The 13,439-nt window shown below is 68.2% G+C and carries 15 protein-coding genes; 12 read left to right on the top strand and 3 right to left on the bottom strand.

Going from position 1 to position 13,439, the window contains the following annotated elements; translation table 11 throughout:
- Nucleotides 1-7 precede the first annotated feature (7 nt).
- A complete protein-coding gene (locus JMJ56_RS18675; protein ID WP_202833288.1) occupies nt 8-1,009 on the bottom strand; it encodes a hypothetical protein in 1,002 nt (333 codons plus the stop codon).
- A gap of 423 nt (nt 1,010-1,432) precedes the next feature.
- On the opposite strand from JMJ56_RS18675, the gene JMJ56_RS18670 reads away from it, so the two are divergent.
- The 6 genes from JMJ56_RS18670 (at nt 1,433) to JMJ56_RS18645 (ending at nt 7,250) form a co-directional block, all read left to right on the top strand.
- A complete protein-coding gene (locus JMJ56_RS18670; protein ID WP_236037941.1) occupies nt 1,433-1,720 on the top strand; it encodes a hypothetical protein in 288 nt (95 codons plus the stop codon).
- Nucleotides 1,721-1,732: 12 nt separating this feature from the next.
- A complete protein-coding gene (locus JMJ56_RS18665) occupies nt 1,733-2,227 on the top strand; it encodes a SycD/LcrH family type III secretion system chaperone (RefSeq protein ID WP_202833286.1) in 495 nt (164 codons plus the stop codon).
- Complete coding sequence (gene sctE / locus JMJ56_RS35320; RefSeq protein ID WP_202833285.1) at nt 2,224-3,234, top strand: type III secretion system translocon subunit SctE; 1,011 nt, start codon at nt 2,224-2,226, stop codon at nt 3,232-3,234. Before JMJ56_RS18665 ends, sctE begins: the two co-directional genes overlap by 4 nt.
- Nucleotides 3,235-3,248: 14 nt before the next feature.
- The gene (locus JMJ56_RS18655) at nt 3,249-4,298 is read left to right on the top strand and encodes a hypothetical protein (protein WP_202833284.1); all 1,050 of its coding nucleotides are present in this window, start codon (nt 3,249-3,251) and stop codon (nt 4,296-4,298) included.
- 26 nt (nt 4,299-4,324) lie between these two features.
- On the top strand, nt 4,325-4,936 hold the full coding sequence (locus JMJ56_RS18650) for a hypothetical protein (protein ID WP_202833283.1): 612 nt from the start codon (nt 4,325-4,327) through the stop codon (nt 4,934-4,936).
- Nucleotides 4,937-5,078: 142 nt separating this feature from the next.
- A complete protein-coding gene (locus JMJ56_RS18645) occupies nt 5,079-7,250 on the top strand; it encodes a secretin N-terminal domain-containing protein (RefSeq protein ID WP_202833282.1) in 2,172 nt (723 codons plus the stop codon).
- Between the two features lie 229 nt (nt 7,251-7,479).
- Here JMJ56_RS18645 and JMJ56_RS18640 read toward each other — a convergent pair whose 3' ends face one another.
- Complete coding sequence (locus tag JMJ56_RS18640; protein ID WP_202833281.1) at nt 7,480-8,262, bottom strand: transglycosylase SLT domain-containing protein; 783 nt, start codon at nt 8,260-8,262, stop codon at nt 7,480-7,482.
- 355 nt (nt 8,263-8,617) lie between these two features.
- The gene (locus JMJ56_RS18635) at nt 8,618-9,031 is read right to left on the bottom strand and encodes a hypothetical protein (RefSeq protein WP_202833280.1); all 414 of its coding nucleotides are present in this window, start codon (nt 9,029-9,031) and stop codon (nt 8,618-8,620) included.
- Nucleotides 9,032-9,181: 150 nt separating this feature from the next.
- Here JMJ56_RS18635 and JMJ56_RS18630 point away from each other — a divergent pair, with 150 nt between their 5' ends.
- Genes JMJ56_RS18630 through sctN form a run of 6 tightly spaced genes read left to right on the top strand, consistent with a single transcriptional unit; the run spans nt 9,182 to nt 13,435 of the window.
- Nucleotides 9,182-9,535: a hypothetical protein gene (locus tag JMJ56_RS18630; RefSeq protein ID WP_202833279.1), complete on the top strand. Its 354-nt coding sequence runs from the start codon at nt 9,182-9,184 to the stop codon at nt 9,533-9,535.
- Between the two features lie 3 nt (nt 9,536-9,538).
- The gene (locus JMJ56_RS18625) at nt 9,539-10,006 is read left to right on the top strand and encodes an EscI/YscI/HrpB family type III secretion system inner rod protein (RefSeq protein WP_202833278.1); all 468 of its coding nucleotides are present in this window, start codon (nt 9,539-9,541) and stop codon (nt 10,004-10,006) included.
- A 17-nt stretch (nt 10,007-10,023) separates the two neighbouring features.
- Nucleotides 10,024-10,776: a type III secretion system inner membrane ring lipoprotein SctJ gene (gene sctJ / locus JMJ56_RS18620; RefSeq protein ID WP_202833340.1), complete on the top strand. Its 753-nt coding sequence runs from the start codon at nt 10,024-10,026 to the stop codon at nt 10,774-10,776.
- Nucleotides 10,773-11,459 carry a hypothetical protein gene (locus JMJ56_RS18615; RefSeq protein WP_202833277.1) on the top strand — a complete coding sequence of 229 codons (687 nt, stop codon included), beginning with the start codon at nt 10,773-10,775 and terminating at the stop codon, nt 11,457-11,459. The genes sctJ and JMJ56_RS18615 overlap by 4 nt, the downstream gene beginning before the upstream one ends.
- A complete protein-coding gene (gene sctL, locus JMJ56_RS18610) occupies nt 11,438-12,073 on the top strand; it encodes a type III secretion system stator protein SctL (protein WP_202833276.1) in 636 nt (211 codons plus the stop codon). The genes JMJ56_RS18615 and sctL overlap by 22 nt, the downstream gene beginning before the upstream one ends.
- Before the next feature lie 3 nt (nt 12,074-12,076).
- Nucleotides 12,077-13,435, top strand: a complete 1,359-nt coding sequence (gene sctN / locus JMJ56_RS18605; protein ID WP_202833275.1) for a type III secretion system ATPase SctN — start codon at nt 12,077-12,079, stop codon at nt 13,433-13,435.
- Nucleotides 13,436-13,439 lie beyond the last annotated feature (4 nt).

Here is a 13,439-nt window from a genome sequence, read left to right as displayed (position 1 = left end):
AGCCTGCCTATTTTGCCTGCGGGTTGGGCGGCCAGGTGCCAAGGCCATTGAGCCAGATCTGGTCGCAGGCCATCGCCAGCGCGGTATAGTCGGTCACCGCGACCTGATCGAAGCCGCTCCGCTGCCGGCTCGGATTCAGGACGCGATGGGCGAGCGCCTCGAGGCCCACGGGATCCGGCAGGACAATCCCAAGCCCCTCGAGGTCGGAGGAGATGGGCCGCTCGTCCCGGTCGAGGTAGCGGTTCGATGCTTCGACTCGCTCCGACAGCGCTTCGTCGATCCGCACCATAATGATCCGCGTTGTATAAGGCGGCTGTCCGGCCGGATTGATGGCCGCCGTACCGCACATGACGCCGACCAGCACGCTTCCCGGCGGAGAGGGACGGAACAGGCTGCAGAAGACCGGAGCGACATTCGGGCCCGGTGCCCGCAACTCGAGGCTCAATGCCGCGCCGTAGAGCCCCACGGTTCCGCTCGCATGGACCCGGCCCATGGGAAGCCGCTGCGAGTAGGTGGCGACAAGCCCTTCGGAGCGCCGCGGCGCGGGCTCGATGACAAGCGTCGCCCTGACAAGATGGTCATAGAAATAAGGAGACTGTGCGTGCGAGTAGCAGGCGTAGACGCCGCAGAGATAGCTGTTGGGCCCCGTATGGGGCATCACCTCCGCCGCCCCGGCCGTGCTGCTGACCCCCGCTTGCCGTAGCAGTGCCGAAGCTTCCACCTTATGGAACAGCGCGAGGGCCTCAACGAACTGGTCGATGGGCGACGACATCAGCCAGGACACGGAGGCCTCTCCCATGCCGAGCAGCGCCAGCCAGTCCTCGTAGACGCGAGCGGACCGTGGCAGGGAGCGGCCCTGCATCCATTTGTAGGATCGCTCGAGATCGAAATCCGTGTTCGGGTTGACGCGGCGGAAGGCGGCGCAAAGGTCCTTCTGGCTGGTGCAGCCGAGCACCGCAGCCGTCAGGCGCAGCTTTTCCGGAAAGCCCCGAACGAGTAAATCAACCATAAGTCCTCACAGCTGCCTGGCGCAGGGAAGGCGTAACAAGCACTTGGCTTGAAGGCGGGACTGCGAGTTGGAATTCCCGTGTCGTTCCAGCAATTTCCCGAGCCTTTCGCTGCCGGCCTCCGCATCACTACGACGCAGGCCGCCGGATTGGACGCGGCTGTCACGAAAGTGTGAGGGCCATGGTCTTCCGTGCGACCGCAGCATGTCCGGTGCAGACGATTTCGCAAACGGTACGCTGCGTTAAGGCTCCGTGACAAGCGCGCTTGTGATGGCGAAGCTTCCTCGCACTGTCCTGCCTTGCCTGCGGCCCGATGCTGCCTGCGCTGAAAGACATGTTCGGGGCGACGGACCGAGCTGCCGTGCCCGCCTCCGGAAGATGACGGCGTGCAGCGCCCATCCGTTTCACCGAATTGGAGCAAGATGATGGATGAGATCGAGCGGACGAGCCAGGACGCCAGCAGGACGATCGAGCAGACGGCGGCCGTGCTGGAGCAAGCGAAGTCGATGCTTAGCAAGGGAGAGGCCGCGCTGCGTGAAGCTGGCGCGCAGCCTGGTGAGCTGCGGACTCGCCTTCTCGAGAAGCTGCCCAGTGCGAAAGGTCTGCTGGAGTATGCAGAGCAGCAGCTGAAGGAGGAGATCGAGCGCGATCTGCCGCAGCAGTCCGCTCCCGCCCGGCATTCGCGCCCGCGTCCAGCACGCCAGATGGTCTGACCCGGAGGCATGATGAGCGACACATCCGCGCCGGAGGCGATGGACCAGTCTCGTCTTGAGCAGATGGCCGAAGCCATCCTGAAGGGACAGACGGACATCGCCGCGTTGAACGGCATCACCGGCGACGAGCTGGAGGCGGTCTACAGCATGGGCTACGGCTTCTATTCGGCCGGGCAGCACCAGGATGCCGCGGATGTATTCCGCTTCCTCTGCTTGCACCGTCACACGGACCCGCGCTTCTGGCTAGGCCTCGCGGCATCGGCGCAGATGCTTGGCTTCCACGCCGTCGCCGTGCAGGCCTACGGTGTTTGCGCCATGCTGGAACCGGAAGACCCACAGGTCTCCGTCCGCGCCGCGGAATGCTTCATCGCCATGGGAGATGCGACGAGCGCCGGAACCGCCCTGGAGGCGGCCGAGGCGCTCTCGCATGGCAAGCCCGGGCATGCCCGCTGGGGGGACCGTGCGAAGGTGCTGCGCGCCCATCTGACCGGGAGCGGCAGGGCGTGAGCGGCCTCGGTCCTGTCGGCGGTCCGGCGCCGGGGCTGGTGGACCGCACCGAACGGCTGGGTGGCACCGACAAGCGGCAGGCGCCGCCAACCACGAGCGCCGGCGCCCCGCCCCCGCCGCCGGCAAGCATGGGAGGCGACCACATCCCCGTGCTCGCCGAACCCTTCGGCATGGACACGACGTCCATGATGACCGCTTTCCTGGCGATCAAGGTCAAGATGGGGGACGCGCAGCAGCGGGACACGGAGAAGGACATCCAGGCGGACGGACTCGCCCGTAAGGGTCACGATCTCGACATGGCGAAGAAGATGGGCGACGCCATCGAGAAGCAGCAGGAGTCCGAGGCGAAGTCGGCCATCATGAAGGTGTTCGCCTGGATCGCGGTGGCGTTGACGGCCATCATCGCGACAGCCATGGCGGTGATCTCCGGCGGTGCGCTGGCCGCTGCCGCGGCGGCACTGACAGTAGCCGTGGCAGTGACGATGACGACACTGGACCAGACAGGCGTCATGGCAAAATTGCAGGATGCCATCCAGCAGAGCCTGGTCAAGAACGGCATGAGCGAGGAGGCTGCGAAGAAGTGGGCCCAGGGTCTGACCATGGGCATTACCATCGCAGCGTCCCTCATGACTCTCGTGGCCGGCGGCGGCGGACTGGCGAGTGCGGTGGCCGAAACGACGGAAGAAGCTACGACACTCGCGGTCAAGATCGCAACGGTGGCCGGCAAGATCGCGGTGGCGGCGAACGCTGCGGTGACGATCACCCAGGCAGGGGTCGGCATTGCCGCCGGCGTCGATTCCTATAACGCGGCCCAAGACGAGGCCGATGCGGCGGAGGTCAAGAAGATGATCGCGAAGCTGCAGGAAGCCATGGGCGACGAGACGGACCGGCTGCAGCAAATGGTCCTGCAGATGCAGGATACGACCACCAAGGTGATGAACATGATCAAGGGGCAGGCTGAGACGGCGGAAACCCTGCTGCACAATATGGCCGTACCTTCGGCCTGAGCAGGGAGGAGAACATGTCCGGGACTGTCAGCGGGACCACCGCGCGAACGCCGATCTGGACGGCGCTGACGCGGGACGTTGCGGTTGCTCCCCGCCTAGGCGGGCCGGTGCCAGATGCTCGGGAGGTGCCGCCGCCACCGCCGCACTCCTCTTCCGCTGCTGGGGCGCCGCTGGTGGCGCTGCCGGCGCCTCGCCCCGGTTCCGGGCACGACCTCGGCGTGACCCTGTCGGCGCTCGATGGATTGCAGGCCAATGCTGGAAGCATCGAGGAAATCGCCGCGCTGCTGCAGAAGGCGAACCTAGAGGCGCGCGACGCGGCGCGTCAGGACAGGGCGACGCAGCGGGCCATGGCGGCGTCGGCCGACCAGAAGGCGGCCGACGATATCCGCTCCGAGGCGGGCTTCGAGCTGGCTGCCACTTGCGTCAGCTCGGCGATCTCCATCATGGGTGCACTGGCAGGGCTGAAGGGCGGCATGGACGCGGCAGCGATCCGCGAGGACGTGCCGGAGGAGTTGCAGCCAGAAGAGATGCCTCCCGAGCTGGAGGAGGAGCCGGCAGTCGGCGAGTCGCGTCCTGCCGTCGAGTCCGACGAGGGTGGCTTCGAGATGAAGGAAATGGACAGCAAGCGGGTTGGCAAAGCCGCTTCCTCCCGCACCGAGGAAGGCGCGAGCGCAGCGCATGACGAGGCGCCCGAAGGCGACCAGGGCAAGGCGGAGAAGCTTGCGGCCTGGAAGGAGAAGGAGGCCACGAAGGCCCTCCAGCGCGAGCAGTGGAAGGCGAAGCAGGAGCCGCTGGCGAAGGCGCGCGAGATGCGGGCGCATTATGTCTCCGATATCCTGACCGAGAGCGGCAAGATCGCCGGAGGGGCGCTCAAGATGGAAGGGGCGCAGTACGCGGCCGACAAGGCGGCGCAGCAATCGGCCGCTGGTTCAGCACGGTCCAAGGCGGACGACAACACCGACTTCATCCATGCTTACACGGACAATGTGAAGTCGATCCAGGACAAGATTGCAGCGATGCAGCAGGCGGATGCGGAGAGCAAGCGGCAGATCCTGTCGGCCTGAGGCTGGCAAACGAACGGAGAAGAACGATGCCCAACGACTTCAAGATCATGCACGGTCCGGTCAACATTCCTCCCTCGGCGCAGCAGGAGGCCAGCGACCCCACCCCTGCCTATTCCAACATCTACAATGCCGCGATGGGCGCCTCGAACCAGTTCGGCGGAAGCTCGAACATCGAGGATCTGATCATGGCCGTGCAGTTCGAGCGCGGCGACATTCTCGATCAGCAGATCAGCGACCAGATGAAGGATGTGGAGAAGCGCAACAAGTGGCTGCAGGACGCGAACGCCGCCATGAACGCACTTCGCAACGCACGCCCGAACGATACGACGAGCAAGGTCAACCCGTACAATGTCGAGTTCACCAACTCCGACGGGCAGCAGGAGAGCGTGGGTCAGTGGGCCTATGATAATGGCGTGTCCAGCGGCCAGGCCTGGAGCGACCAGACGCAAGCCCAGGTCGACCAAAGCCTGCAATCGATGAAGTCGGCCGTGGACACGGCGAACAGCACGTCACAGATGGACATGGTGCGGCTTCAGGGGCTGATGGACAAGCGCAGCCAGGCCTATGACATGATCTCCAACACGCTGCAAAAGACCGACAAGGGTACGAGCGACGTGATCGACAAGCTCGGGCAGTAACGCCCATCCAGCCTGACCCGGCCGGACTGCGGAGCCATGTCCGCCCGGGGAATGCGCTGATGCGGTCACTTCACCGTAGGGCCTGCTTCCTTCCGGCCGGTTACTGGAGGACACTGCTGTAACGAGATGGTTCGGAGGCGCCTTGCGTAGCGTAACAAGGATCCTTGCCGGACTGCTGGCCCTGGGCTCCGCTGGCTGCATCCAATCTGAAGGTGTTGTCGAACGTGGAACCCTGACGTCGAACGGCACAACCTCCTTCGTCGCCGATCCCGGTGCCGGCGCAGCCCTCACACCGTCACCGGCGCGCGCGCGAACCGGCGGTTTCGAGAGCATCGGCACCACGCCTGCGGCCAGCATGGTGACGCGGCCAGCCGCGCGGGTCCTGCCAGCCGTCACCGGCGACCGCCGCGTCCAGCTCGACTACGTCAACATGCCTGCGGCCCAGGTCGCGCGCGACGTGCTCGCGAGTATCCTTGGTCTAACGGCCGAGGTCGATCAGGACGTGACCGGCCGCATCACCTTGCAGACCGATGGCGCGGTTCCCGTGCCCGGCATACCGGCATTGCTGGACCGTGCCCTCGCCGCGGCGGGCGCGGGACTTGCCGCCACGCCCGATGGCCGGGTGCGCGTGGCGCGGCTGGCGTTGCTGGATGGCCCCAACGGTCCCGGGCGCACCGGGACCCAGGTGATTCCGCTGCGCTATGCGCAGACGGCGGATGTGTTGGAAGTGCTGCAACGGAACCTTCCGCCAGGTGTCAGCGTCGCCGCGGATCCCGGTGGACGGGGCGTGCTCATCTCCGGTCCGGCCGACCGGAGCGCGAGCATGGAGGAGCTGGTGCGGCTTTTCGACGTCGACACCATGCAGAACCGCTCCTTCGGCCTCTACCCACTCACCAATGCCGCACCGGCGGCCGTGCTGCGGGAGCTTGAGGTGATCTTCAACGGGCGCCGTGGCGGCCTGCAGCTGACGGCGGTGGAGCGGCTGAATGCCATCCTGGTGGTGACCGACCAGCCGGCGCTGCTGGCGCGGGTACGGCGGACCATCACGCAGCTCGACACTGGTGCGGGAGCCTCGGCCAGCGTCACAGTCTACCCGTTGCAGTACCGGCGCGCGGGAGAGCTGGCTGATGTCTTGTCCCGCACCTTCGGAGGCCCCGGCGTTGCGACCGGCCCGACGAATCCGGCCGGGAATTTCGGTGCCCTCGCGGTCGGACCGTCCGGGCCGACGGGCAGCAGCCTCGGCAGCCGCGTACCGGGCGGCATGTCCGCGATGCCGGCCAGCCTGCCGCCCGACGCTGCCCCGGGGCCAAACCCCACGGTTGCGATCGGCGCGCCGCCCACGGCGGCGCAGGTCGCGGCGGAGCTGGGGCTGTCGGGGCCGGTGCGCATCCAGGCGGATAGCGGCCGGAATTCGCTCATCGTCCTCGCGACGCCGACGGATTCCGCCATCGTTGAGCGAGCGATCCGGCGCCTGGACATCCGGCCGCGACAGGTCTTCATCGAGGCCGTCATTGCCGAGGTGTCGCTCAACGAGACCCTGCGCTACGGGCTAGACTATTCGCTTCGCTCGGGCAGCAGCCTGCTCGACGTGGCAACGCCACTCGCCCCCCTGGCCGGCGGGTTCTCCTACGTGCTGTCGGCCCGCAACATCGGGCTCACGCTGCAGGCCCTGAGCGCGATCACCCAGGTGAAGGTGGTTTCCGCCCCCCGCGTGCTGGTGCTCGACAATGAGACTGCGACGCTTCAGGTGGGAAATCAGATCCCCGTCCTGACCCAAACGTCCCAGAGCACGCAGGCGAGCGGCGCGCCAATCGTCTCTTCGGTGGACTTGCGGGATACCGGCGTGATCCTGGCCGTGCGTGCACGCGTCAGCCCGGGCGGGGGCGTGTCGCTCGACCTGTTCCAAGAGGTGAGCGACGCGGTGACGACGAGCAGCTCCACGATCAACTCGCCGACTATCCAGCTGCGCCGGCTGCAGAGTTCGATTCAGGTCAGGAACGGCGATACCATCGCACTGGGCGGGCTGATGCGCGACCGTTCGACCCGGGACAGGACAGGCATCCCGGTTCTCTCCTCCCTGCCGCTGCTGGGCCCGCTATTCGGTACGCGGCAGGAGGTGGAGGAGCGGACCGAGTTGCTGGTGCTGCTGACGCCCCGAATCGTCGAGGACGGAGCGGGCATGCGGGATCTTGTGGAAGCTTTGCGCGAGAAGATGGGCGCGCTCGCCCCGGATGTGGCGGATCGCGTTGGACCACCCATATTGCGTCCGACGCTGCCTTCGGTCGCCGCGCCACCCATGCACACGCTGCAATGAACGTGGCGTCGTTGCTCGGGCAGGCCTTCATTCCCTCACCGGTTTCATTCGATCCGGCGACCTGGAATTCCCTTAATTTCCGTGGCGCCAGGTAACTGACCGACGGCATGTCTCCCCCTCATGCGGGGATGGCCGATGTCCGGGACGCTCATTGACGGGAACGACGTCTACCCGCTGAACCTGTCCGGCGCAGCATGCCCTGGCCGCCTCCGCCATGGCTGACGGCAGGTTAGCGCCGGCCGGCCATGACAGGCCCAACGGAATGGCTGCCGAGACCGAGGAGAGTGGCGAGGCGATCCGCACCCGAGGCGTGCCGCCCCACTCCGGCCACGAGCAATGCGGCCTTGAGCCTGCGCCTCGCCTCGTCGCGGTTCACGGCAACCCGCGCCGGCCTTGCCGCGAGCGTAGGCGAGGGGGCTGCGACGACGCGCAGCAAAACGACGGGGCCATTCGCCACCGGCATCCCATAGGCTTGCTCGACAAGGCGCCGGTAGGGCAGCGACAGGGCCCCGGTGCTCGAGTGGTAGTGCCCCGCGGCCCGCAGCCAACCCTCGTCCAACAAGGCGGTGCCGCCCGAACGGAGCGAGGAGAGGAAGCGCGCGGCGTAGTCGGCATTGGCCGCCGGATCGAAAGCCTGTTCCGTCGTGGCAAAGGCTGCGGGGTGGTGGCGAAGATTGACCTGGAGGCAGCCTACATCGATCGAGGTGACGCCGCTGGCACGCAGGGCCGACACCCAGCCCACGGCCTCATCCCGACTGGCGAAGATGCGGCCCGCCCCTTGCGCATTGACGGACCAGGGCCAAGGCCGGCGCTGCCCTGCGTCATCCAGGACGCCGCTCTCCACCTTGCCGATTGCGGTCAGCAGGCCTGTCGGAATTCCATACCGCTGTTCGGCCGCCCGGATCGCCGCCTCGCAAGCCTGATGATCCGCACCGGCGGCGAGGGCCGCAGCCGATGGAGCGGCCAGCGCGATCGCCACCAGCCCGCCGCGCGCAACCCTCAGCGCCGGCATCCGACAAGGATCCTCCGCTCCGCACTATCGTCCAGGACCGGACGCGGCGCTGTCATCATCCGGCCAGACCGTGTGGCGAGGAGGGGATAGCCTTGCCAATCGTACAACAGATAGCCGGAGGGCCCGCAAATCTCCCCGGCGTGCCGGAGGCAGCGATCGTACCCGGCCGAAAGGTCGGTGCAGGTAACCAGGTAGGCTGGCCGGCCATCGGCGAGAAAGGTTGGCCGCGACTGCGTGCAGGCCGCGAGGCAGGCCAACAGGACAGGGGCCCCCAGGCCCCGCACGACACCCCTCGGCCACAGGCGCGCCGCAACGTGTCTCGCCACAGCGGCACGGCGCTGGATCGGGGCTTCGCTCATGGGAAGATCATCGACGGCGGCAGCGCTGGCCTCGCGGGCGCAGCCTGCGCGAGGCGCTTGCTCCGGGCGGCCCAGTACGCTGCCGCATTGCAGAAACGCGAAAGCTGCTCGCCGACATCTTCCTCGGCACTGACGCTGCCGTTCAGCAGGAGGCGGCCCGCGTCGTCGCTGCTCAGCGCACCACTGAAGCGGTACCGCGATGCCGCGCGCAGCGACAGCATGGTGCGCAGCTGCGCATCGTCGGGAAGCGCCGGCAGCAGCGTGGCGGTGAGCGCGACGACCTTCCCGGATGTCTCCGCCAGGATGGGGAGGCCGTCGACCATGAACTGGAACGACGTGGCATGCGGAGGAACCGCATCCCTGCGGCCGAGCGCGATGAAGGCGACGTGTTCCAGGAAAGAGTCTTTCACGCCTGCTCCCAAGGGTATGGATGTTGACCGTGACAATAGAGCATATGAAACATTTCATCTAACAAAAGTATTTGTCAATACTATTTGTGGTATTTCAGATGATAGAAAAAGGAAGAACCTTGCCACCGCGTGTCTTGGAAGGAAATATTGATGGACATGTCGGTAGAGGTGCGCCGTCTGTTGACCGAACTTGCTTTCATCGCTTGCACGCAAGGTCGTACGGACCAGGCACGCTGTATCCTCGTGGGGCTGGAGGCGGCACGGCCGGGATCGCTCGAGGTTCGGATCGGGTCGGCGCTCGCGGCGCTGACCGATGGCCGGGCGGAGGACGCCGTCGCCGGATTGCGGCCCCTGGCGGAGGCTGGCGACGGATACGGAGCGGCCTTCCTCGTGCTGGCGCTGCGGCTCGCGGGGCATGGCTCGGAGGCCGATGCAACGGCGGCGCGGGCGCAGCACCGTGGTGGCGATCCCGCAGCGGCCGCGCTGCTGTCGGCGAAACCTTGAGACATGCCCGGCGCGGCATTGAAGGAGGACATCATGCCAATCGAACATCTGGCGGCAGGCACGGCCGGTGATGCGCTGACGCAGGCAGCAGGTGCAAGCGCGCCCCGGGCGGCAACGGCCTCGCCCGAGGCGGTGGAGAGAATGCAGGCCGCGCTGTCGGGTGGCCAGGCGGGCGCGCCGCCGACACCGGCGCCGGAGGCGATGGGCGCGGACCTGCACGGGCCGGCGCCCGCGGGTGAATGCGCCGGCGACAAGATTCTGCGTGGCCTGGAAGGCATGAGCCGCAAGTTCGAGGGTGCTGTGAACCAAGTGGAGTCTGGCCTGCATGCTCCATCGACCGGCGGCATGGACCCGGCGGAGCTTCTGCGCATGCAGTACTCCATCACGCAGGTGACGATGGAGCAGGACCTGCTCGGCAAGGTGACGGGCAAGGCCACCAGCACGCTGGATACCTTCCTGAAGAACCAGTGACCAGGGCCGTGCCGGCCATGCGGCGAAATCCACTCGCGCTGCTCCTCGCGCTGATGCTGGCGCTCGGCGGCTGCGGCAAGGTCGAGCTCTACGGAACGCTGCCGGAGCGTGAGGCGAACGACATGCTTGCCTTGCTGTTGCGCGCCGGCATCTCGGCCGAGAAGGCGACGGGCCGGGGCGGCATTTCTCTGCGGGTCGAATCCGGCCGCGTGTCCGATGCGGTCGACCTTTTGAACGTCGCCGGGCTGCCGCGTGATCGCTACGCCAACATCGGCGACCTGTTCCGCAAGGAGGGCCTGATTTCCTCGCCGGCGGAGGAGCGCGTACGCTATATGTACGGGATCACGCAGGAACTTTCCCGCACCCTGTCCGGGATCGACGGTGTCCTCAGTGCGCGGGTGCATGTGGTCCTGCCGAACAACGACCCTTCGGCCGGCATCGCCCGTCCCTCATCGGCAGCGGTGATGATCCGCTACGCGCCAAGCACCGCCGTCGAGGTGCTGGTGCCCCGGATCAAGGAGCTGGTCGTCAACAGCATCGAGGGGCTGTCCTACGAGCGGGTCTCCGTGGTGCTCGTACGGGCGGTGCCGGACGACGCGCCATCCCGCATCCCGGTCTTTCCGGTGGCTGCGACCCTGCCGCCGTTCCTGCTCTACGGCATAGGCGGTGCGTTGGCGGCGGCGTTGCTGGGCAATGTCGCGTTGGCTGCGCTGCTGCTCCGGCGGCGCGCGCACGCCGCGAAGGTGCCGACGGTGCCGGCGCTGACATGAGCCTTCTCGCCGCAGCGCCCGAATGGCTGGATTCCCCTTGGGCGGATGCCATGCTGATGCTGCTGGCCGATGGCGCGGCCGGGGCGGATGCCGCGTCCTTGCCATCCTGGCCCGGCACCGCCATCGAGGCGGAGGCAGCGCTCGCCGACCCTGCGCTGCGCGGGGCGCTCGGCAGGTGGCTGGCGCCCGTGGCGGATGGCGATGCGGATGCGATCGCCGCCGTGATGCGCGACCGGCCCGGCGCTCGGCTCGCCCTCGCGCCACCGGCGGCGCTGCTCGACGTGGTTGCCATGGGTACGGCTTGGCTCTCGGCGCCGTCGCTCGCCACCCTGCTGCGAAGGGCGGAGATGGCGGCGGCCCGCGCCGCGCTCGGCGAACGCGCCTGGTCCCTCGCCTTTGGCCGATGTGCGCTGTTGCCCAGGCCGTCGGCGGCGCTGGTCGAGGCGTTGGATGCGGCGCCGGCCTCCGATGACATGCTGGCGCCCGGAGCGCGACTGCTGGGGCTGGCCTTGGGGGACATGCCGGCGCCTGTGCTGGCGCGCTTCGGTCTGCGTGCCCCGAAGCCGGTCTGGGAGGCGATCATCGGGGCGTGCCGTGAGAGCGACCAGGGACCGGCCGCGCTCGCGGCCCTGCGCCGTCTGTTCCGGGAGGAGGCGCCGGCATGGTTCGGCTGGTCGCGCTAGACGGCGGCGGCGTCGGGCTGCTTGGTCCCGGCAGCATCCTGCCCGCGGCCACCGCCGCGCGCCTGCTGGAGGCGGAGGAAGTCCTCGCCGCCGCACGCGCTGAGGCGGCCTCGGTCGTCGCGGCCGCCCATGCCGAGGCCGATGCCCTGCGCGAGGCCGCGCGCCTGGCGGGCCTTGCCGCCGCGACGACCGAGATCCAGGACCGGCTTTTCGACATCGCCGAGGCCACCGCCTCGGCAATGGCACGGACGGAAGGACGGATCATCGAACTCTCCCTTCAGATTGCCGGCCGGGTCATCGGCGAGATCGACCCTGGCGAGGTAACGCTGCGCACGGCGCGGCAGGCGCTGCGGCTCGCGACCCACAGCCGGCTGGCGCGGCTCCGCGTGGCGCCGGGGCGGGTGGATGCGCTGCAGGCCGCGGTGGACGAGTTGGTCGGCGCAAGCCTGCACGGCACGGATGTGGACGTGGTGGGCGACCCACGGCTGAAGGATGGAGGATGCATCCTTGAGACCGATGCGGGGCTGGTGGATGCGACGGTGGAAAGCCAGCTTGCGGCGCTCGCGCGCGGGCTGAAGCGCTCGCTCGCGGCGAGCGGCTCGGTGGGGGGCTGAGGGATGGGTCTGGCCACGCCGTCGCCGCTCGTGTCGCCGCGTGACTTCGACGACGTCTTCCGCCTCGCGCGCGAGGTGATCGAGCAGACGCCCTCGGTGCAGGTGCGCGGGCGCGTGCTGCAGGTCGTCGGCACCATCATCAGGGCAACGGCGCCGGGCGCGCGGATCGGCGACCTCTGCCTGCTGCGGAATGCGGAGGACGGCTACGAACTGACGGCGGAGGTGGTCGGCCTGCAGCGGGACGCAGCCGTGCTCGTGCCGCTCGGCGACCTGAGGGGTGTCTCCACGCTGACGGAGGTCCTGCCGACGGGCAAGCCGCACATGGTGCCGGCCGGGCGGGGCCTGCTGGGCCGGGTGCTGGACGGGATGGGACGGCCGCTCGACACCCGCGACCGTGGTCCGCTGGTGACGGAGGTGGAGGTATCCGTCTACGCGGAAGCGCCCGACCCGCTCACCCGGCGCGTGGTCGCGGAGCCGATGCCGCTCGGCGTACGGGCGCTCGACGGGCTTCTGACCTGCGGCGAGGGGCAGCGGATGGGCATCTTCGCCGCGGCCGGCGGCGGGAAGAGCACGCTGCTGTCGATGCTCGTGCGCGGGGCCGCCGCCGATGTGACGGTGCTCGCGCTGATCGGCGAGCGCGGGCGCGAGGTGCGCGAGTTCATCGAGCGCGACCTGGGTCCGGAAGGGCGCGCGAAGTCGGTCCTGGTGGTGGCGACCAGCGACCGTTCCTCAATGGAGCGCTCCAAGGCGGCCTATGTGGCGACGGCCATCGCCGAATGGTTCCGCGACCAGGGGCTGCGCGTGCTCTTCCTCATGGACAGCGCGACGCGCTTCGCCCGGGCGCAACGCGAGATCGGCCTGGCGGCAGGCGAGCCGCCGACGCGGCGCGGCTTCCCGCCCTCGGTCTTCGCCATCCTGCCGAAGCTGATGGAGCGCACCGGCACGAACGACAAGGGCAGCATCACCGCCTTCTACACCGTGCTGGTCGAGGGCGACGACATGGCGGAGCCGGTGGCGGACGAGGTCCGCTCGATCCTCGATGGCCACATCGTCCTGTCGCGCGCCCTCTCGGCGGCCAACCACTTCCCGGCGATCGACGTGCTGGCGAGCGCAAGCCGCGTGATGGACGCCGTCGCGGCGCCCGAGCACCGGGCGCTGGCGGCGAAGACGCGGCGGCTGATGGCGAAGTATGCGGAGGTCGAGCTGCTGGTGCGGATCGGCGAATACAAGGCGGGATCGGACAAGGAGGCGGACGAGGCCGTGGCCAAGATCGATGCCATCCGGGCCTTCCTGCGCCAGGGAACGCAGGATCTGCTTTCCTTCGACAAGGTCCTGCACCAGCTCGGCCAGGCGCTCGCATGAGGGG

Origin of the sequence: Belnapia arida (assembly GCF_016773205.1) — a bacterium.
GTDB lineage: Bacteria > Pseudomonadota > Alphaproteobacteria > Acetobacterales > Acetobacteraceae > Belnapia > Belnapia arida.
This window is presented reverse-complemented; position numbering and strand designations above follow the sequence as displayed.

Bases quoted from the DNA above. Each gene is read 5' to 3' on its own strand.
- JMJ56_RS18675 (WP_202833288.1), bottom strand. From the start codon at position 1,009: ATGGTTGATTTACTCGTTCGGGGCTTTCCGGAAAAGCTGCGCCTGACG.
- JMJ56_RS18670 (WP_236037941.1), top strand. From the start codon at position 1,433: ATGGATGAGATCGAGCGGACGAGCCAGGACGCCAGCAGGACGATCGAG.
- JMJ56_RS18665 (WP_202833286.1), top strand. From the start codon at position 1,733: ATGAGCGACACATCCGCGCCGGAGGCGATGGACCAGTCTCGTCTTGAG.
- JMJ56_RS18655 (WP_202833284.1), top strand. From the start codon at position 3,249: ATGTCCGGGACTGTCAGCGGGACCACCGCGCGAACGCCGATCTGGACG.
- JMJ56_RS18650 (WP_202833283.1), top strand. From the start codon at position 4,325: ATGCCCAACGACTTCAAGATCATGCACGGTCCGGTCAACATTCCTCCC.
- JMJ56_RS18640 (WP_202833281.1), bottom strand. From the start codon at position 8,262: ATGCCGGCGCTGAGGGTTGCGCGCGGCGGGCTGGTGGCGATCGCGCTG.
- JMJ56_RS18630 (WP_202833279.1), top strand. From the start codon at position 9,182: ATGGACATGTCGGTAGAGGTGCGCCGTCTGTTGACCGAACTTGCTTTC.
- JMJ56_RS18625 (WP_202833278.1), top strand. From the start codon at position 9,539: ATGCCCGGCGCGGCATTGAAGGAGGACATCATGCCAATCGAACATCTG.
- sctJ (WP_202833340.1), top strand. From the start codon at position 10,024: ATGCGGCGAAATCCACTCGCGCTGCTCCTCGCGCTGATGCTGGCGCTC.
- JMJ56_RS18615 (WP_202833277.1), top strand. From the start codon at position 10,773: ATGAGCCTTCTCGCCGCAGCGCCCGAATGGCTGGATTCCCCTTGGGCG.
- sctL (WP_202833276.1), top strand. From the start codon at position 11,438: ATGGTTCGGCTGGTCGCGCTAGACGGCGGCGGCGTCGGGCTGCTTGGT.
- sctN (WP_202833275.1), top strand. From the start codon at position 12,077: ATGGGTCTGGCCACGCCGTCGCCGCTCGTGTCGCCGCGTGACTTCGAC.